The sequence below is a fragment of the Brucella tritici genome, assembly GCF_008932285.1.
Taxonomy (GTDB): Bacteria; Pseudomonadota; Alphaproteobacteria; order Rhizobiales; family Rhizobiaceae; genus Brucella; species Brucella tritici.
In genome coordinates, this window is sequence record NZ_WBVY01000001.1 from 764,715 (window position 1) to 783,817 (window position 19,103).

Genomic DNA, 19,103 nt, shown 5'->3' on the forward strand with positions numbered 1-19,103 from the left:
TTTTTCATATGTTAGCCCTGATTGTTGAATCAGTTCTTCTTCGCCTTGGCCTTTTTCGGCTGGGTAGCGGCAGCTGCATCTGCCTTGGCTGCTGCGGCTTCGGCTGCAACCTGATCTGCGCTCTTCGGTGACGTATCGATAACGGCGCGCACACCGCCCTTGGCGGTTAGCTGGCAAACTGCGGTACGCAAGTCGACCTTGAGATCAACATCGGTGCCGCCTGCAGAGCCCGGACGGGAGTTGACGGCGGAGATAGCGTGCTCCGGCAGGAAATACTTGTTGGCAGCGGCAGTGATGCACGGCTGCGCGAGCGCCGGATCGACATAAGCCGTCGGCGTGAAGCGAGGCATCGAAATCGTCGGCGCGCTGATCGGGGCATCGGTCTTGCCCGGCGTCGCCGTCGTGGTCGGAACAGTCGTCGTGCAGGCAGCGGCAAGCGGGGCCAACATGGCAATGGCTAGAAAACGGGCTCCGGTGCGGGCGCGTCCGTACATGATCTACCTCATAGGATCTGCTGAGTAGGTAAAATTTTAAGTTCGATAACTATTCGGTTTTGCTCGATTGTCGAGTGGCAGGAAGGTCACATTGCCAGAATTTCGATTCGCATCCACAGTCTGGCGTCACTGTTTTGCGAGAATCCAGTTCAACATCTCGCGCCAGTCCGACATCCGGATCGGCGTACCATGGTTGCCGCTCTCGAAACGCCGGAACTGAACCGGATAGCCCGGCGCACGCTTTCGGATCTCGCGATAGAAAGCCTCCTGCTTATCGATTGCAAAAACCGGATCACGGCTTCCATGTCCAAAGAAAACCGGTACGCGTTTTTTGAATGCCGGTGACTTGAAAAACCCGTCATCCCAAAGTGAGCCGAGCAGAATGAGACCAGCAAGCTGGTTTCCCGTCTTTTCATTGGAGGCTATGCGCCAGCATAGTGTTCCGCCCTGCGAACCACAGGACAGGATCAACGGAGCATTTGGCGACGATGCCTTGGCTGCTTCGATCAGCCCGGCAATCTGCGCCTCTCCCGCATCGGCGAAATCCTTGAAATCCGGCGTAATATAGAGACCGCCATTCAGGGCCGCGAGATTCTTCACACGGTTGAAATTGCCCCCGAAGGTAAAATCATTCATGCCCTGCAGGCGATTGCCACCCCGACCATGCAGGTAGATGACGATGAAGGACGCGCCTTCGCGCTTGCCCACCGTCACGGCCTTCACCGGCCCGGCAGCGGTAGGAAAGGTAATATCCTTCTGGTAGGCACGTGCCTTCAGCGACACATAGGCGTCTTTTACTCGCTTTTCGGGCACCGCATCGCGCCCGTTGATATCACGCATCTCGTTGTAATCGATGATCTTGTAATCGCCGTTGTCAGCGCTGCTGATAATGCCGGGATAGGCGAAATAATCGTCTTTGTATGGTGGCAACGATGCTGCCCCCGATGCCATTACAGTCGAGAACAGAAACAATGCCCCAAACAGGCCACCTATTCCATGCTTCGACATTCTGCGGCTCATCGGATTACAGCTCCAGCGTATGGTAGCGCCTGTTGAGATAGACCAGCGCCTCGTCCTCGGATTTGGACCGCAGGCCCACGACTTCCCCGAAGAGTACATGATGCGTGGAATGATCCTGTACGCTGACAACCCGGCAGTCGAAAGCAGCAAGCGCACCCTGCAATATGGGCGCTCCGGTCACCTGCACATCCCAACGCGCCAGTTCGAAACGCTCATCCTGCGTCAGTCCGATACGGCCGGAAAATGCATCCGCAAGCTGCTGATGCGACCCTGCGAGCGTGTTCACAGCAAAAACACCGTTTTCGATGAACAGCCGGTTTTCTTCATGAATCTTCTGCAAACAGATCAGGATCGTCGGCGGATTGTCCGACACCGAACAGGCGGCGGTCAGCGTAAGACCACGCCTTCCCACACTACCGGCCGTCGTGACGATCTGCACCGCGCCAGCGTAATGACTCATCGCATCCCGATAGGACTTGGATTCCACCGAGGCTGCACTTGAAATGATGTTCTTAATCGTTTGCACGTCAAACAGAATCCGTCTCGCCCAATGGCATGTTACCTGAAGCCAGCTGCCTTATTAACAAGCCCGCAATAACGGCCCAAATAACAGGCCCCCATAACGGGCATTGCACAAAGGCGAGGAAACAGCTACCCACTTTTCGTTGAAAATGCCACGAATTGTTTAATGAAGACGGATCACGTGATCGAGTTTGGGAAACGTCCGACCGCAGCGCTGACAAGTATCATCCTTGCACTGCTGGCCAGTTCAGTACTGGCACAGGCGGAGGATATGCGCGTTGGGCTTGCAGCGCCGCTGTCCGGGACCTTCGCTCCATTGGGCAATCAGCTCGCCGAAGGCGCTCGCGTCGCGGCCACGGCGAAGGGCGCAGAACTCGTTATTTTCGATGACCGTTGCGATGCCGAAGGCGGCAAGGAGGCCGCAGAGCAATTTGTGAAGGAAAACGTCCGTATAGCGACCGGTTTCCTGTGCCCCGAAGCGCTTGAGGCAGCACTTCCCGTCCTCGCAGCCAGTAATATACCCATAGTGACATCAGGCGTCAGCGAACCAACGCTGACCGAAAGGCGTGCGCCAGCACCTATGGCGGTATTCCGTCTTGCAACTGGTCTTGAGAAGGAAACGCAGGCGACCGGGAGCTTCCTTGGTAGCCTTTGGCGCGCGCAACCCTTTGCAATCATCGATGACGGCACCATTGAAGGGCGCGAACGCGCCGCCCGTGTTCTGACCAGCCTTAAAGAGCAGCAATTGCAACCGGTTTTCACAGACACCTATCGTCCGGGTCTCGACAATCAGAATGCGCTGGTCGCCCGGCTGCGACGTGCAGGCGCTACCCATGTTTATGTCGGCGGCGAGCGTGACGATATAGCGGCTATAGGCGCAAGTGCTGCCGCGCTGAACTATCCGCTGACGATTGCGGGCGGCAGTCTTCTTGATGCCGCCCCAGGCGCACAGCCTTTAAGTCAGGGCACATTGATGATTGCACCGCTCCACCCGCAGGATCTTTCGACAGCAAAGCCTGCAATCGATGCATTGCGTCAGGCCGGGAAACTTGCAGACGCCTATGCAATCATTGGCTATGCCAGCGCGGAAATCCCTGCCGATGTAATCAAGCGAGCCGACGAGCAGAAGCAGCCGATTATCGACACACTCCGCAACAATTCCTTTGAAACCGTTCTTGGCACCATCAAGTTCGACGGCAATGGTATCCGAACCGACAACCCGAACCGCCTGCAGCGTTTCGATGGCAAGCGGTTCGTGCTAGCCGACAAGTAGTCCAATCAGGCTTGCAGCAATCACCAGTCCGGTCATCAGGCTCATCGTCGACCAGAAAAGATGAAGCGCGGCATCGATATCATCCGCGTTGGCCTCGCGTTTGCCGGATGCATTCAGCATCGGCCCTTCGACTTTTTCGGCACCATATTGACGCGGACCGGCAAGCGCCAATCCCAGCCCGCCTGCAAAGGCCGATTCCGGCCAGCCCGCATTGGGCGAGCGATGCAGACGCGCATCACGGCGCATGACCGAGAACGCCTCTTTTCCCGAAAGCCTGTCTTTCGTGATCGCAGTGGCGAGGGAAGCAAACAGCCCGGTCAGTCTGGCTGGAATATAATTGGCGACATCGTCCAGCTTCGCGGCGAAACGACCGAAGTGACGATAGCGGTCATTCAGATGACCGATCATAGAGTCGGCAGTATTGATGAGCTTGTAGGCGAAGAGGCCGGGCAAGCCGCCGACCAGAAACCAGAACGCAGGCGCAACGATGCCATCCGAAGCGTTCTCGGCAAGACTTTCTATCGCTGCACGGCTGACACCGCCTTCATCGAGATGTTCGGGATTGCGCCCGACGATCATCGACACAGCCCGGCGACCGCCCTCGATACCCTCCTCCCGCAATGCCAGTGCGACCGCCTGCACATGATCGGCAAGGCTTTTCTGTGCAAGCAGCACCGTCACAATCAGGATTTCGGCAATTGCACCGGCAGTCCCGGCGAAAGGCAAAGAGAGTTCAAGCACAAGCCCAAGAACCACACAGGCCATCACCAGCCCAATCGTCAGCCACATGCCGTTTCGGCGAAGCACCGAGGCAGGAAGATTGCGATTGTTCCAGCGCTTTTCGCCCCACGAGATCGCCTTCCCGAACAGGACGACCGGGTGCGGCACCCTGTGCCATAGCTGTGGCGGGTCGCCGACAAAACGATCCAGAAGAAGCGCCAGCGAAAGGATAATCAGCTTTATTTCCATGAGCTTGACCAGAAAAACTGAATCAAAATTTCAACGCCTTTTCAAACTGCGCAAGCGCCACATCATCCAAAGGCAAACCAATGCGCAACCAGCGTGGGGCGTAATCGAACTTCCGGACCAGAATATGTCTCTCGCACAATCTGGTATAAATCCCCAGTGCATCCGCATGTTCAACGAGAGAAAACAGCGCCGTTCCGCCAATTTCCTTCAGACCGTATTTTCCCAGAACAGCCGACAATTCCTGCCGCCGCAGATCGATACGGGCGCGATAATCCGCAAGCGTTCCAGCATTGCTGAAAGCATGATTGGCGATTGCCAGCGCCGGGCCGGAAATCGCCCATGGTCCTAGCCGCCGCTCCAATGTCTCAACGAAACGAGCGCCTGCAATTGCAAAGCCCAAGCGAATGCCAGCAAGACCGAAGAACTTGCCGAAGGATTTCAGCACGATCATCGGTGCATCTTCCGCATTTGCCGCGACACTGACGGCCTCATGTGCATCGGCGAAAGCCTCGTCAACAACCAGAAACCCACCGCGAGCACCGAGCTTTTGCGAAAGACGCAGGAGAGCCTCTTTCGAAATCACACGACCGTCGGGATTGTTCGGGTTAACGATGACTGCCGCAGTCGCCTCGTCTGGAATTTCGTCAATCGTCGCGCATTGCACAACCTTCCAGCCGGAAGCGGAAAATGAGGCCGCGTGCTCCTGATAAGTAGGCCCGAGGACTGCAACCGTCGACGGGGCAATCAGCGTCGGAACGAGCTGAATCAGAGCCTGCGTACCGGGCGCTGCAACAATTGATGCTTTCTCGTTCAGCCGATAATAGATGCGAGCCAGTCGCAGCGTTTCCTGCAGCAGCCCTTCATCCGGCAGGCGATTCCAGATTGCCGGTGTCAGTTCGGGAAGTGGAAAATGCTCGGGATTGATGCCCGTCGAAAGGTCGAGCCAATCTTGCGGCCTGCCGCCAAAACGCGCGACGGCCTTGTCGAGCGCGCCGCCATGCTCGATTTCTGCGCTCAAGCTTTCTCTCCGCAAAAATCGATGACATGCATGAACGAGCCTGAAACGGAACCGACCCGCAAGCCCACCTCACCAACATCGTCGCCGACAGCATTACGTGCACAGAAAAGGCGATCAGCCTTTCCTTCTCGCACGATGCTGGCATAGTGAAACTCATGCGCCTTCAATGGCTCCGTCCAGGGAGAGCCTGCAAGCGGTTCCAGCACACGGTAGCCGAGATGCAATTTTCTGTTCGCAAAGCTCGTCTCAAGCGGCAGAAGACCCAGCATAGGGTGGGCAACCCCCTCTGCATCCTGCAAGCTCTCGCCGAGAACCATGTAGCCGCCGCATTCGCCGTAAACCGTCAGCCCACGTGCTGCGGCTTCGCGTATGCCCGCCTGAAAACGTCCGGCCTGCGCCAAACGCCCTGCGTGCAATTCAGGATAACCGCCCGGCAGATAGATCGCGTCGGCATCCTGTCTCGGAGACTCATCGCCGAGCGGCGAGAAGAACGAAATTTCCGCCCCTCGCCTGCGCCAGCCTTCAAACAAATGCGCATAGGCAAAGGCGAATGCGTCATCGCGGGCAACGGCAATGTGGCTGCCAAGCGGCTTCAGGCGCGGAACATTGGCCATCGCATCGAAGCGCTTCGGTCGCGACCAGATTGTTTGCAGCGTATCAAGATCGATATGCGCTTCCATCACATCGGCAGCGTGTTCGAGAAAGTTTTCGAGATCGGAGTGTTCTCCCGCCTGCACCAGCCCCAAATGCCGTTCCGGCAGCGAAAGAGCGGTATCACGAGGCAAGGCACCAAGAACCGGAATGCCGAGCGGCTCCAGCGCGCCGCGCAACATTGCCTCATGGCGAGGGCTACCGACGCGATTGAGGATAATTCCGGCAATCAGCACGTCCTTGCGGAACTGGCTGAAACCCCAGATCAGCGCGGCAATGGAATGTGATTGCCGGGCACAATCCACCACCAACACCACCGGCAGATCGAGAAGCCGGGCCAGATCGGCAGAGGAACCCTTGCCGTCTATCGCTCCGTCAAAGAGCCCCATCATGCCCTCGGCAACCAGAAGTCTGGCGCCGCTTTCAGTCATGCGGGAAGACAGTGCGCTGATAAGTTCAGGCCGCATTGCCCAAGGGTCCAGATTGAAGCACTCCATCCCGCTCGCAGCCTTGTGATAGGCGGGGTCGATATAGTCGGGACCGACCTTCACCGGCGCAAGCGCTTCTCCCTGCCGCTTCAAGGCGCGCAGCAAACCCAGCGTTACCGTTGTCTTGCCAGACCCGGAAGCTGGCGCCGCTATCATGAAACCCTTCATGCGCTTTGCGCTCCTTCATTCTGGTTTCGTCTGGAAAGCGGATCGCTGGACAGGATTTTACCGCTTAACGCACCCATCCAATCGAGCCCCGCACGCAGACGAACCACTTCGCCCACAACAACGATTGCAGGCGGGTTCAGCCCCGCCACTTCAACATCTTTTGCAGCCCGCGCCAATGTCGTTTCAAGTACGGTCTGGTTGGGGAGGCTTGCATTGCACACGAAGGCGACAGGCTCATCCGGCGAACGTCCAGCCTCGATCAGCCGCCTGGCGATGAGGTCTATGTGTTTCATCGCCATATACATGACGATAACCGGCGCGGAACTGGCAATGCCGGTCCAGTTGATCCCGTCGGGCATCGACCCGCTGGCATCGTGACCGGTCAAAAACGTCACCGATTGATTGATATCGCGATGGGTGGCTGCAATACCTGCATAGGCAAGGCCACCGATTCCTGCGGTCACACCGGGAACGATGCGGAACGGAACACCATGTTCCACCAAGGTCAGCGCCTCTTCTGCTCCCCTTCCGAACACAAACGGATCGCCACCTTTCAGGCGCAGCACCTTCTTGTCCTGTTTCGCAAGTTCGACAAGCCGTAGGGATATATCGCGCTGTTTCGGCGACGGCTTACCGCCGCGTTTGCCTGCATATTCCAGAACAGCATCCGCATTCTTGAGAGAAAGACAGGCATCATCCACCAGCGCGTCATAAACGATGACATCCGCCTGCTGCAGAGCATTGACAGCGTGGAGCGTCAAAAGGCCGGGGTCGCCCGGCCCGGCCCCAACGAGCCAGACATGGCCGGGTTCCATCGCAGGCAAGGTCACTTTGCTCCTCGCAATGACACATGCTGCCGTTTCTTCAGCCTTGTTCATTCTCGTCAACCACATTGATCCACTAGCGGCACAGCTATCAGATACATTATAAGGCGTCCATGAATGACGAAACCGCTCCAACGAATAAAAGTCAGGAAAAAGCCGAGCTTCGCCGCGGCTGGACCACTGGCGCCTGCGCAACCGCTGCCACCAAGGCCGCATTGACAGCGCTCATTACCGGGGAATTTCCCGACCCTGTCGGCATAATTCTGCCCAAAGGCGAAGTGCCTTATTTCCAGCTCGCCTATGAGGGACTGGGCGAAGGCTATGCGATGGCAGGCATCGTCAAGGATGCTGGCGACGATCCCGACGTGACCCATGGCGCCACGATCATCTCAACGGTATTCCCCGCCCCGCCCGGAACCGGCGTCGTCTTTCGCGCCGGCGAAGGGGTTGGAACAGTTACACGGCCCGGCTTGCAAATTCCTCCGGGCGAAGCCGCCATCAATCCGGTTCCACGCCGCATGATGACAGAAATCTGCGAGCAGATCTGCGCCGAATATGGCCTGCCCGCCGATCTCGTCATTACGATATCGGTGCCGGGCGGCGAAGAGATTGCCAAGAAGACCTGGAACCCGCGCCTCGGTATCGTCGGCGGCATTTCCATTCTCGGCACCACGGGTGTGGTTCATCCGTTTTCCTGCTCGGCCTGGATTCATTCGATCCATCGCGGCATCGATGTTGCGCGCGCTGCCGGTCAAAAACACGTCCTCGGCGCGACTGGCTCGACATCCGAAGACGCCGCGCAGGCGCTCTATAATCTGCCGGATTTTGCCATTCTCGACATGGGCGATTTCGCAGGCGGTGTGCTCAAATATCTGCGTGATCACCCCATCGACAAACTCACGATTGCAGGCGGCTTTGCCAAGCTGACAAAGCTTGCGCAAGGTGCGCTCGATCTTCATTCTTCACGGTCGCAAGTTGATAAAAGCTTCCTCTGGGCCATCGCCGAAAAGGCTGGGGTGCCGGAAAGCATGAAGGATCAGATTCTCTTTGCGAACACTGCCCTGGAAGTGCTTGAACTGACTCGATCAATTGGCGTCGATATGGCCACGCCGATCGCGCTCAAGGCAAAGGAAACAGCACTCGAAACCCTTCGCGGCGCGCCTGTGGAAGTCGAGATTATCGTGACCGACCGTAGTGGAAATATCCTTGCGCGCGTCTGACCACAAGATACTCATTCTCGGTGGAACGACCGAGGCTGCCGCACTTGCAACAGCCTTTGCGGAGCTGCCTGTCAATGCCATTACCTCGCTTGCCGGACGCACCAGCAATCCAGCGAAATTAGCTGGTACCGTTCGCAGCGGCGGCCTTGGAGGCATTGACGGCCTCGCCGCCTATCTCGATAGCGAGGGGATCGATCTCATTATCGATGCGACCCATCCCTATGCTGCACGCATCTCGCAAAATGCGGTTCAGGCGGCAGGCAAGCGTGGCATATCATTGGTGAGGCTCGAGCGCCCCGCCTGGGAGGAAAAGCCGGGAGATCATTGGATCTATATTTCCGATGAAGCAGAAGCCGCGAGCGCCATCCCATCCGGCGAGCGTGTGTTTCTGGCCCTCGGTCGCCAGCATATCGCGCCTTTCGCGGAGCGCGCCTACGTTCATTTCGTCATCCGCATGATCGATCCGCCGGATGTGGCACTACCACAGGATTGCGAGATCGTTCTGGCAAGACCCGGTGATTACGCTGCGGAGAAGCACTTTCTGGAAAACCGCCGGATCGGGCTGATCGTCAGCCGCAATTCAGGCGGCACCATTTCCTATGCAAAAATCGAAGCTGCCCGCGCGCTTGGACTTCCGGTCATGATGATTTCCCGTCCACCGGTTGCAGCCAAAAACATTGTCGCCTCGCCAGAAGATGCGATCATATTCGCCCGCGCGGCGCTAGGCTTTTGAACGCGCCACGTGGCTATGCGCTTCATGATAAAGCGCTGAATCGCGAAAGTTTTTAGGGTCCAGTCCGCGTCCGACAAAAATCATTGCTGTGCGTTTCAACCCGGATGCGGCCACCTTCTCCGCTATATCCGACAACGTACCGCGTAGAATCTGTTCGTCAGGCCATCCAACGCGGTAGGCGATAACCACCGGACAATCAGCGCCGTAAAGAGGTGTCAGATCGGCCTCGATTTTGCTGAGGTTTCGGATGGAAAGATGAATCACCAGCGTGGCCCCCGACCGCCCGAGCGTGGCAAGGTCTTCGCCTTCAGGCATGGCAGACGATTTCATCGAGGTGCGGGTCAGGATGATGGTCTGATTGACCTCCGGAATGGTCAGTTCCTGTTTCATGGCAGCGGCAGCCGCCGCAAAAGCAGGCACACCTGGTGTCACGTCATAAGGGATGTCGAGGCTGTCCAGACGACGCATCTGTTCGGCCATCGCTCCATAGATCGACGGATCGCCGGAATGAACTCGCGCAACGTCGAAACCTTGCGCATGTGCGGCTTCCATTTCAGCGATAATCTCATCAAGGGTCAGCGATGAACTGTCGACTAGACGCGCATCCTTAGGGGCTCCGGCAACAATCTCTTTCGGCACCAGCGATCCCGCATAGATGCAGACAGGACATTGCTCGATCAGGCGCAGACCGCGCACGGTGATAAGGTCCGCCGCGCCGGGACCGGCTCCAATGAAATGAACAGTCACGATTTTCCCTTCCTGAACCGCGGACTTGACTTTCCATGACGTGGAAAGTCAATCCGTTTCCGGCAAAAGCTGTTCGATATCGTTGAAGATCGACTGCCATTCTTCGTCCGTCAGTTCGAAGAAATTGAAACTGCGCAGCAGGAAGGCGCCTTCATTGGCTATGAAGGCCAGCCGAGCCTTGCGTCCTTCCGGTGTAGAGACATCAAGTCCATCCCATTGCTTGCGATACCAGAGACGGGTTTCATCCAGATGCTCGGTATTGGGAATGAGACTGGTCATCATGGCCGCAAAGCGCGAGTCATCTTCGGCATCGCTTTCGCGGGTCACACGAATATGGGCTGCGATATGAGAAAGCGCGTCCATCCGGCCCTGCTTTTTCTTGTCGACCTGTGCGTCGAAACGATCGCCCCACCGCCCGATCATCGCTTTCAAAAGTCCGTCCTTATTGCCGAAGCAATACTGAACGCCTCCCTTGGTCACACCGGAAGCCTGTGCGACAGCGTCCATCGTCAGGGCCGCCAGACCACCTTCAGCGACGAGCTTTTCCGCCATATCGAGCACATGGTCGCGGTCGATTGAACGCGGCCTGCCCATTTTGTGCAAATTATTACTTTCCATACAGACGGATTTATATTAAGTGAGCCCTCCTCGCAAGTTTGAATACAAGCGTATTGAAAGGTACTATCCAATGTTGCCGAAAAATCGCTGGCTGGTTCTGACTATTGTTTCCAGCGCATTGTTCCTGATCGTCGTGGACATGACCGTGCTTTACACGGCGCTGCCCCGCCTTACTCACGATCTGGCAGCCAGCGCTTCGGAAAAGCTCTGGATCATGAACATCTATCCGCTCGTCGTCGCAGGCCTCCTGCCCGGCCTCGGCACGCTCGGCGACAAGGTCGGCCACAAGCGCATGTTCATGTCTGGACTGGCAGTCTTCGGGCTTGCCTCCTTCTGCGCGGCTTACTCGCCCAACCCCGAATTCCTTATTGCTGCTCGCGCATTTCTCGCTTGCGGTGCAGCCATGATGATGCCCGCGACGCTCTCCATCATCCGGCTGACATTCACCGATGACAAGGAACGCTCGCTGGCGATCGGCATATGGGCGGCTATTGCATCAGGCGGTGCCGCTATCGGCCCGGTGGCGGGCGGCATTCTGCTCGAATACTTCTGGTGGGGATCGGTGTTTCTCATCAATGTGCCAGTCGTGCTGGTCGCGCTGGCACTCTCCGTCTTCACACTCGAAAACCGTCCGCTTGGTTCAAAACGCAAATGGGACCTGATTGGCTCGATCCAGATCATGATCGGATTGATTGCACTCACCTATGCCGCAAAGGAGCTCGCAAAGCGCGATGCATCAATGACCATATTCGCGACCGCCCTGGCTGTCGGATTGGTTGCGTCATTCATCTTTGTGCGCAGGCAGCTCACGAGCAAAGCCCCGTTGATCGACTTCTCCCTGTTCAGCAACAGGTTGTTTTCGATGGGCGTTTTCGCAGCTCTCGTGGCGTCCGGCTCAATGACGGGGATGGAACTCGTCTTCAGCCAGCGCATGCAACTGATTGAAGGCATGACACCCTTGCATGCCGGATTGTCGATCTTGCCTATTCCTCTGGCTGCCTTCGTTGCAGGTCCGCTCGCTGGCATCATGCTGCCGCGACTTGGTGCGGGCAAGCTCCTGTGGTCGTCGCTGGGGATCACGGCGCTTGGCGTGATCATCTATATCCTGACCTATAAAACTTCAGCGTCATTCTATCTGGCCGGGCTTGCAATTCTGGGCTTCGGCGTCGGTGCAGCGATGACAGGTGCGTCGTCCGCGATCATAACCAATGCCCCTGCTGAAAAGGCAGGCATGGCGGCTTCGGTTGAAGAGGTTTCCTATGAACTCGGCAACGCCCTTGGGGTCACGGTTTTCGGAAGCATCTTGTCAGTCTTCTACACGGCAAGCCTTGTGATTCCCGAAGGTGCAGGCATTCCAGCAATCGTACGCGACAGTCTGGATGAAGCACTTCTGGCGGCTCAATCGCTGCCGCCAGCCGACGCACAACTCCTGACAGCATTGGCATCGACAGCTTTTGAAAATGCTTATACTGCCGTGATTGTAGCAACCGCAGCTCTGCTCTCGGTCGCGACGCTCGTGGCCTACATTGTTCAGCGACGTAAGACCAATACCGCATAATCCAAAGTCAGCTCCGGGCGACAGCCAAAGCAGCGGTTGCCCGGCCTGATACGGTTTTTCCGACTGCAAGAAAACCATTCGCTCCGGTCGCCGCTAGCGCAGCCGCTTCGGCTACACCATGACATCCCACAGAACGAAAAACAGCCTCCGATGGATTTCTAAGACGCGGAGTTTCCTTTTCCAGCCGCTCAGCATCGAAGAAACAAAGTGCACACTCAAAATGCGCAGCAAGCTCGTTCCAGACCGGCTCGCAGCGCTTGGTGCTCAGGGTCGCAATGGCATCAGGCCGTAAACAGGAACCTCGTGACAGCACTTGGCTGGCCAAAACCACCAGCTCATCAAGTGTCACGCCCAACGAACCGCCCACACCAAGGACCGTATTGAAGTTTCTAGAACCCACAGGGCGACGACTGACGCGCTTTGTGCAAGTCTTCCGGCTTCACGCCGAGCGTATCGGCAATGCGTTGAATCATCGTCGCCTCGGAACGATCCAGCCGGTTATCGGAACATGCAATCTTTACGAGGTCACTAAGCAGTGCCAGACGACGTTCGGGCGCCATCTCCGCCAACATGTTGGCTGCTTGCTTGGTTGTCGTCTCGTAAGCAAAATCCTTGAGATACTCGGCCACTTCCGGAAGCTCTTCCGGCGGAATGCCGAAATTCTTTTCGGCAATTTCCTTGAACGCGGCTATTTCAGCCGGATGCTGGTCGCCATCGGCAAACACTACATGCAATAGCAAAAGCAATTCAGAAGCGAGCGCCGGATCGTCGGCCACACGCTGCACGGCGCTCTTCTTGCTGAGAAAAGCGGTAATCCGCTCAAAAATGCTCTCGCTCATGGAACCCCTCGAAGCTATCGGTCAGTGTATAATGAATAACGCCGGATGAGCCGGAAAACAATCTCGCTCAACGAACTGGCTTTCTTCGCAGATTATCCTTGTTCGACTGGCATTCGCGGAACGGCTGCTCTATGTTGCGCCAACCTCTCCTTTAGGCTCCCCCGATGCTTGAATTCTTTGACACGCTTACCCTGCTCCTGACGGCTGCGGCATTTATTGCCGGGATCATCGATTCCATCGCCGGCGGCGGCGGAATGATTACAATCCCCGCCTTGCTGCTGGCCGGAATTCCACCCGTTGAAGCGCTGGGCACGAACAAGCTGCAGGGGCTATTCGGTTCGTCATCGGCAACCATCGCCTATGCCCGCAAAGGGCACGTGGACATTAAACAACACTGGCCGGAAGCGCTTGCCTCCCTCATCGGCTCGGTATTCGGCGCGTTGCTGGCAACGGTTCTCCCTGTGGACATCATGCGCGCGGCCCTGCCGATCCTGCTCATCGCGATTGCGGTCTATTTTGCCGTCAAGCCGAGCCTCGGTGATGTCGACCGCGCACGACGTATCGGCCCGTTTTTATTTGGTATCACCCTTGTTCCGCTGATCGGTTTCTATGACGGTCTCTTCGGCCCCGGGACTGGTTCGTTCTTCATGCTTGCTTTCGTGGCACTGGCCGGTTTCGGCGTGCTGAAAGCCACCGCACACACAAAGCTTCTCAACTGCGCATCCAATATCGGCGGCTTTGCCACCTTCGCCGCTGTCGGCGTCATCAACTGGAAGATCGGCATCTGCATGGGCATCGCCCAGTTCATTGGCGCACAGATCGGCGCAAGCCTCGCCATGAAGGTCGGCTCGCGCATCATCAAACCGCTTTTGATCGTTGTCAGCCTGGCACTGGCGGTCCGCCTCCTGATGGACGGAACCAACCCGCTGCGACAGTGGGTTGGTTTCTAGAGCGCGTTTCGATCTGATTGTATCAGATCAGCGCTCTAAATATTTGTTTTGGGCCGCGCATCTTTTCCGAAAACCGTTTCACACTTTTCGGGATGCGCTCTAAACCCGAAGCGCGACCAGCACCATGCCACAGCCGATAAGTAGAATGCCGAACCAGTTGATGGTGGACATGCGCTCGCCAAGGAATGCCGCACCGAACAGTGCCACCAGCACGACCGACAATTTATCGATCGGCGCAACGCGCGATGCATCCCCAATCTGCAAGGCCCGGAAATAGGCAAGCCACGACGCGCCGGTCGCCAGACCTGAAAGCACCAGAAACAGCCACGACTTTCCGGAAATCTCGCCGGGTTTCTGCCATTGGCCGGTAACGGTCAGGAACAGGCACAACGCGCCAATGATGACCAGCGTGCGCACAAGTGTCGCGAAATCCGAATTGATGCCTTGAATACCTATCTTGGCGAAGATTGCCGTCAATGCAGCAAACACTGCCGACATCAGCGCCCAGAATTGCCAGCTAGCGATCATTGAAGCATTTCCAGCAAAAGTGTGAAACGGTTTTGCGCAGGATAATGCGCAAAAGAAAAACTAGAACTCAATGCCCTTCTGTGCCTTCACGCCGGAGCGGAATGGATGCTTTATCATCTCCATTTCGGTCACGAGGTCAGCCGCTTCAATCAACTCGTCTTTGGCATTGCGACCAGTGATGATGACATGCTTCATCTCCGGCTTGGCCCTGAGAACTTCGATCACTTCCTCGACCGGCAGATAATCATAACGAAGCACGATATTAAGCTCGTCGCAGAGTACCATATCGTAGCTTTCATCCAATATCATGGCCTTGGCTTGCTCCCATGCGCCACGTGCCATGGCGATGTCTCGCGTGCGATCCTGTGTTTCCCACGTAAAGCCTTCGCCCAGCGCTGAAATCGTCACCTGTTCAGGGAATTTTTCGAGCACCCAGCGCTCGCCCGTGTCCCACGAGCCCTTGACGAACTGCACCACGCCGATCTTCATTCCATGGCCCAGCGCACGGAAAACCATCCCGAAACCGGCGGTCGACTTGCCCTTGCCCTTACCGGTATGGACGATCACCAGCCCTTTTTCTTCAGTCTTTGTCGCCTGAATCTTGTCGCGGGCAGCTTTCTTCTTGCGCATCTTATCCGCATGGCGTGCATTCAGTTCCTCTTCCGTCATCGAAAGAAGTTTTTCCGATTTCTCAGCCATTTACCGCCCTTTCCGGATTCAATTTTTGAAGATTTGAACTCAATGTTTCCAGCTCAAACCGCGCAGAGTTGGAGCGAGGCGTCCAGAATCCGCGCACGATGGCATCGTTGAGTTTCGCTGCCGTCTCGGCAAGTGCTGCCGGGTTTTTCCCGGCCATGAAATCATGCACCGACTTGTCGGCGATATAAGCCTGATAGACCGCCTCGAAATGATGGTTCCCGACCTTGCCGGTGGTCGCCGCAAAGGCGAACAGATAGTCGACAGTGGCCGCAATTTCTGCCGCACCCTTATAGCCGTGGCGCATGACGCCTGCGATCCATTTCGGATTGGCTGCACGACCACGTACGACGCGCGAAAGCTCTTCCTCAAGTGCCCGGATCACCGGCTTTTCCGGGCGGGAATGGTCGTTGTGATAGACCGAAGGCATGGCGCCGCTCAAGCTTTCAACGGTCGCAGCCATCCCGCCTTCGAACTGGTAGTAATCATCGCTATCGAGAAGGTCGTGCTCACGATTGTCCTGATTTTGCACAACAGCCTGAACCGAACGCAGACGCTCCTCAAGAAGACCGCGTTCTGCCTGTCCTTCCTCGCCTGCACCATAGGCGTAACCGCCCCAGACAAGCCACGCTTCCGCCAGATCGTTGCGTCCGGCCCAGCCGTTCTCGTCGATCAGGGCCTGCAAGCCTGCGCCATAAGCGCCGGGTTTGGACCCGAAGACACGATAACCCGCACGACGCTCGGCTGTCTTTTCGTCTGCTCCGTCTGCAACGAGGCGCGCCTGCTCAATCCGCATGCGCGCTGCGACTGGATTGTCTTCGGCATCCTCATCAAGAGCGCCGACTGCGCGCACGGCCTTGTCGAACAGTGCAATCTGCTCTGGAAATGCGTCGCGGAAAAAGCCGGAAATGCGCAATGTCACATCGACCCGTGGACGGCCAAGCTTTGCAATCGGAACAATTTCGTATCCCGTTACCCGACGTGACGCCATATCCCAGACCGGCTTGACACCGATCAGTGCCAAGGCCTGCGCAATGTCGTCGCCGCCGGTGCGCATATTCGACGTGCCCCATGCTGTCAGGCCGAACGATGTCGGCCATTCACCATGATCCTGCGTGTAACGGGTAATCAGGAGTTCCGCAGATTTGCGTCCAAGCTCCCATGCTGCGGGAGTGGGAACGGCACGACTATCGGTGGAGAAGAAATTCCGACCGGTCGGCAGTACATCGGGTCGGCCACGCGTTGGCGCACCAGATGGTCCCGGCGGCACAAACCGCCCGCCAAGTGCCGCAAGAAAACCATCTATCTCCGAAGGCCCGCAGGAAACCACCATGGAGCGCAGATGTTCCTCTATGGATTGGAGAACCGCCCGCGTCTGTGACCAGTCTGCGGGACACTCTGTATCACCTGCAACGAAGCTGGCTGCCAGCAATTCGATACGCTCCACCGTATCGCCCGCAATACGCCAGGTTGCAGGACTCGCAGCCCGCAAGAGATCAGGTTTATTGCCCGTCCACGCCTCTGCCATATTGCAGTCAAGGGGATCGAATGTTTCGCCAAGCCCGCAATCCGCAGCGATTGCACGCTGGAGACTTTGATCGCCGGGCGCACCGCCAAGCGAAACTGGCACGCCACGCGGCACACGTGCCAGCGCAACCAGAAGATCGGTCAGTAGCCTGCCTTCAGGCGCCAGCCCGAAAATATGCAGACCATCGCGGATTTGCATTTCCTTGAGATCGCACAGATAGGCGTCGAGCTTTTGCAGCGCCATGTCTGCATCGTCATGGTCGTGAATACCCACATCGCGATCAAGCCCAATGTCGCGCACAAGATCGAGTATCTGCCCTTTCAGCCTCAGCAGGCGGCGCGGATCGACACCAGAGGCCTCGTAATATTCGTCTACCAGTGCTTCGAGGTCTTTCAGCGGCCCGTAACTTTCGGCGCGTGTCAGCGGCGGTGTCAGGTGGTCGATGATGACTGCGCTGGCGCGACGCTTGGCTTGCGTGCCTTCGCCCGGATCATTCACGATGAACGGATAGATATGCGGTGTAGGACCGAACACGGCCTCGGGATAGCAGTTTTCCGACAGCGCGAGCGCCTTCCCCGGCAACCACTCCAGATTTCCATGCTTGCCCATATGCACAATGGCGTCGATACCTGCGACCTCACGCAGAAAAGCGTAGAAAGCAATGTAGCCGTGCGGCGGCACCAGATCAGGCGAGTGATAAGTCTCTTTCGGATCGATGTTGTAACCGCGTGCGGGCTGAATACCCACGAAGGTTTCACCCAGCCGCATCAATGGCAATGCGAAAGCGACAAGCTCCTGCGCAAAATAAGGGTCATTTTCCGGCGCGCCCCAGCGGCCTTCGATTTCCTTCTGAATCGCAACGGGAAGTTTTTTGAAGAAAGCCTTGTATTGATTCAGTGAAATCGTTTCACGTATCTCACGTCCGTCACGCGCAGCGTTGGTCGGACCTGCCGTCAAGACACGCATCAACGCATCACCGTCCGCGGGCAGGTCAGCGACGGGATAGCCGCCCTTCGCCATAGCGTGCAGTACTTCAACCGTTCCGGCTGGCGTATCGAGCCCTACCCCGTTTCCAAGCCGTCCGTCACGGTTCGGATAATTCGCGAGGATAAGCGCAACACTTCTTTCATCAGGTGATTTCCGCTTCAAACGCACCCAGTTTGCAGCAAGTTGCGCCACAAAGCCCACGCGGTTTTCATGCGGCTCGTGTGTCACGATATTCGCTTCCACTGCCGCATCAAACTGCTTTGCAGACTTGAAGGACACGGCACGCGAAAGCACACGCCCGTCCACTTCGGGCAAAGCGACATTCATCGCCAGATCGCGCGCCAGAAGCCCTTGCTGCGAGCGCTCCCAAACCGCCTTCGGCGTGCCGGAGAAAATCACCTGCAACACCATATTGCCGCGCTTATCGAGGACAGTCGGCTTGCGCTCCGCCCCCGGCGAAGAAATTGCAAATCCCGTGGCGTTCAAAACGATATCCGGCGGACAATCCTCGAACAGGCCGTCCACGACCGCCGCAGACAATCGATCCTTGAGGCTCGAAACGAATATTGGAAGCGGATTGAGGCCTTTTGCCTGCAAAGCAGCAATCAGCGCATCGACGGGCTGTGTCTGTCCGCTTTGCACCAGCGCCCGATAAAAAATAATGCCAGCGACAGGTGCCTTTGCATCATTCCAATGCGTGCGGATGCTGTCTAGCGAGGAGACATGCTCTCCCGGCCACCACAGACCAGCCTTGAGCAGAGGTGCCGCACTTTCCGGCTTCTCGGAACCTGCGATCAGCGCAGCGCAATAGCGAAGGAATGCGCCTGCATTCGCCGCACCGCCCTCGATCAGATACTGCCAGAGTTCATTTCGCTCGTGGACAGAGATCGTCGAAAACCGGTCCAGCCCATGATCCGGCTTGTCGTCTCCCGGCAATACGGCGATCTTGATACCGTGACTGACGGCACAGGCATGCAGCGCTTCCAGCCCGTAGGGCCAGTATGTCTCGCCGCCAATGATGCGCACTACTATAAGGCTCGCATATCTGGCAGTACGCTCCACATAAGCGTCCACCGACATGGGATGGGTGAGGCCCAGGAAATTGGCCAGCCGCAAGCTTGGCAAATCCGGCGCAAGTCTATGTGCCTGCGCCAGACTGGCCAGTTCAGTATCGGCTGCGGAAAGAAACAATATTTCTCCCGGCGTCTGGCCGAGATCGACGGCTTCATTGCCGTCGCTGATTGTTCCTTTCTGGGCAAGAAGAAGATGCAT

The 19,103-nt window shown here is 57.1% G+C and carries 19 protein-coding genes; 5 read left to right on the forward strand and 14 right to left on the reverse strand.

What is annotated here, in order from left to right:
• Positions 1 to 29: 29 nt before the first annotated feature.
• From F9K94_RS03840 to F9K94_RS03850, 3 genes are all read right to left on the reverse strand, one after another.
• The gene (locus F9K94_RS03840; RefSeq protein ID WP_061346116.1) at positions 30 to 494 is read right to left on the reverse strand and encodes a hypothetical protein; all 465 of its coding nucleotides are present in this window, start codon (positions 492 to 494) and stop codon (positions 30 to 32) included.
• A gap of 126 nt (positions 495 to 620) precedes the next feature.
• Entirely contained in the window at positions 621 to 1,514 is an 894-nt protein-coding gene (locus tag F9K94_RS03845; RefSeq protein WP_151643722.1) for an alpha/beta hydrolase, read from the reverse strand.
• A 4-nt stretch (positions 1,515 to 1,518) separates the two neighbouring features.
• Positions 1,519 to 2,040 (reverse strand): flavin reductase, encoded by a 522-nt coding sequence (locus tag F9K94_RS03850; protein ID WP_061346114.1) that lies wholly within the window; start codon positions 2,038 to 2,040, stop codon positions 1,519 to 1,521.
• 177 nt (positions 2,041 to 2,217) lie between these two features.
• Here F9K94_RS03850 and F9K94_RS03855 point away from each other — a divergent pair, with 177 nt between their 5' ends.
• Positions 2,218 to 3,309 (forward strand): branched-chain amino acid ABC transporter substrate-binding protein, encoded by a 1,092-nt coding sequence (locus tag F9K94_RS03855; RefSeq protein WP_151644124.1) that lies wholly within the window; start codon positions 2,218 to 2,220, stop codon positions 3,307 to 3,309.
• Here F9K94_RS03855 and cbiB read toward each other — a convergent pair.
• From cbiB to cobA, 4 genes are read right to left on the reverse strand one after another with little or no spacing between them, the layout of a single operon-like run.
• Positions 3,295 to 4,278 (reverse strand): adenosylcobinamide-phosphate synthase CbiB, encoded by a 984-nt coding sequence (gene cbiB / locus F9K94_RS03860; RefSeq protein ID WP_151643724.1) that lies wholly within the window; start codon positions 4,276 to 4,278, stop codon positions 3,295 to 3,297. The two genes, F9K94_RS03855 and cbiB, sit on opposite strands and share 15 nt — an antisense overlap.
• A 22-nt stretch (positions 4,279 to 4,300) precedes the next feature.
• On the reverse strand, positions 4,301 to 5,296 hold the full coding sequence (cobD, locus tag F9K94_RS03865) for a threonine-phosphate decarboxylase CobD (RefSeq protein ID WP_151643726.1): 996 nt from the start codon (positions 5,294 to 5,296) through the stop codon (positions 4,301 to 4,303).
• A complete protein-coding gene (locus F9K94_RS03870) occupies positions 5,293 to 6,603 on the reverse strand; it encodes a cobyrinate a,c-diamide synthase (RefSeq protein ID WP_151643728.1) in 1,311 nt (436 codons plus the stop codon). The genes cobD and F9K94_RS03870 overlap by 4 nt, the downstream gene beginning before the upstream one ends.
• Positions 6,600 to 7,481, reverse strand: coding sequence for a uroporphyrinogen-III C-methyltransferase (cobA, locus tag F9K94_RS03875; protein WP_151643730.1), 882 nt, complete (start codon positions 7,479 to 7,481; stop codon positions 6,600 to 6,602). Before cobA ends, F9K94_RS03870 begins: the two co-directional genes overlap by 4 nt.
• A gap of 59 nt (positions 7,482 to 7,540) precedes the next feature.
• On the opposite strand from cobA, the gene F9K94_RS03880 reads away from it, so the two are divergent.
• Both F9K94_RS03880 and F9K94_RS03885 read left to right on the forward strand, forming a co-directional pair.
• Positions 7,541 to 8,647, forward strand: a complete 1,107-nt coding sequence (locus tag F9K94_RS03880; RefSeq protein ID WP_151643732.1) for a cobalt-precorrin-5B (C(1))-methyltransferase — start codon at positions 7,541 to 7,543, stop codon at positions 8,645 to 8,647.
• A complete protein-coding gene (locus tag F9K94_RS03885; RefSeq protein WP_151643734.1) occupies positions 8,634 to 9,380 on the forward strand; it encodes a cobalt-precorrin-6A reductase in 747 nt (248 codons plus the stop codon). The genes F9K94_RS03880 and F9K94_RS03885 overlap by 14 nt, the downstream gene beginning before the upstream one ends.
• Here the strand turns inward: F9K94_RS03885 and cobM are convergent.
• Positions 9,369 to 10,127: a precorrin-4 C(11)-methyltransferase gene (gene cobM, locus F9K94_RS03890; protein ID WP_061346107.1), complete on the reverse strand. Its 759-nt coding sequence runs from the start codon at positions 10,125 to 10,127 to the stop codon at positions 9,369 to 9,371. The genes F9K94_RS03885 and cobM overlap by 12 nt on opposite strands.
• A 48-nt stretch (positions 10,128 to 10,175) precedes the next feature.
• Positions 10,176 to 10,721, reverse strand: coding sequence for a TetR/AcrR family transcriptional regulator (locus tag F9K94_RS03895; protein WP_061346106.1), 546 nt, complete (start codon positions 10,719 to 10,721; stop codon positions 10,176 to 10,178).
• 94 nt (positions 10,722 to 10,815) lie between these two features.
• Between F9K94_RS03895 and F9K94_RS03900 the strand changes: the two genes are divergently transcribed.
• Positions 10,816 to 12,303: an MFS transporter gene (locus F9K94_RS03900; RefSeq protein WP_151643736.1), complete on the forward strand. Its 1,488-nt coding sequence runs from the start codon at positions 10,816 to 10,818 to the stop codon at positions 12,301 to 12,303.
• Positions 12,304 to 12,310: 7 nt separating this feature from the next.
• On the opposite strand, the gene F9K94_RS03905 is transcribed toward F9K94_RS03900, so the two are convergent.
• Both F9K94_RS03905 and F9K94_RS03910 read right to left on the reverse strand, forming a co-directional pair.
• Positions 12,311 to 12,703, reverse strand: a complete 393-nt coding sequence (locus F9K94_RS03905) for a cobalamin biosynthesis protein (RefSeq protein WP_151643738.1) — start codon at positions 12,701 to 12,703, stop codon at positions 12,311 to 12,313.
• Complete coding sequence (locus tag F9K94_RS03910; RefSeq protein ID WP_151643740.1) at positions 12,693 to 13,142, reverse strand: tellurite resistance TerB family protein; 450 nt, start codon at positions 13,140 to 13,142, stop codon at positions 12,693 to 12,695. Before F9K94_RS03910 ends, F9K94_RS03905 begins: the two co-directional genes overlap by 11 nt.
• 164 nt (positions 13,143 to 13,306) lie before the next feature.
• On the opposite strand from F9K94_RS03910, the gene F9K94_RS03915 reads away from it, so the two are divergent.
• A complete protein-coding gene (locus F9K94_RS03915; RefSeq protein WP_061346102.1) occupies positions 13,307 to 14,092 on the forward strand; it encodes a TSUP family transporter in 786 nt (261 codons plus the stop codon).
• A gap of 99 nt (positions 14,093 to 14,191) precedes the next feature.
• On the opposite strand, the gene F9K94_RS03920 is transcribed toward F9K94_RS03915, so the two are convergent.
• Genes F9K94_RS03920 through cobN form a run of 3 tightly spaced genes read right to left on the reverse strand, consistent with a single transcriptional unit; the run spans position 14,192 to position 19,103 of the window.
• On the reverse strand, positions 14,192 to 14,620 hold the full coding sequence (locus tag F9K94_RS03920) for an EamA family transporter (protein WP_151643742.1): 429 nt from the start codon (positions 14,618 to 14,620) through the stop codon (positions 14,192 to 14,194).
• A gap of 60 nt (positions 14,621 to 14,680) precedes the next feature.
• Positions 14,681 to 15,319 carry a cob(I)yrinic acid a,c-diamide adenosyltransferase gene (cobO, locus tag F9K94_RS03925; RefSeq protein WP_151555735.1) on the reverse strand — a complete coding sequence of 213 codons (639 nt, stop codon included), beginning with the start codon at positions 15,317 to 15,319 and terminating at the stop codon, positions 14,681 to 14,683.
• Positions 15,312 to 19,103 carry a cobaltochelatase subunit CobN gene (cobN, locus tag F9K94_RS03930; protein ID WP_151643744.1) on the reverse strand — a complete coding sequence of 1,264 codons (3,792 nt, stop codon included), beginning with the start codon at positions 19,101 to 19,103 and terminating at the stop codon, positions 15,312 to 15,314. Before cobN ends, cobO begins: the two co-directional genes overlap by 8 nt.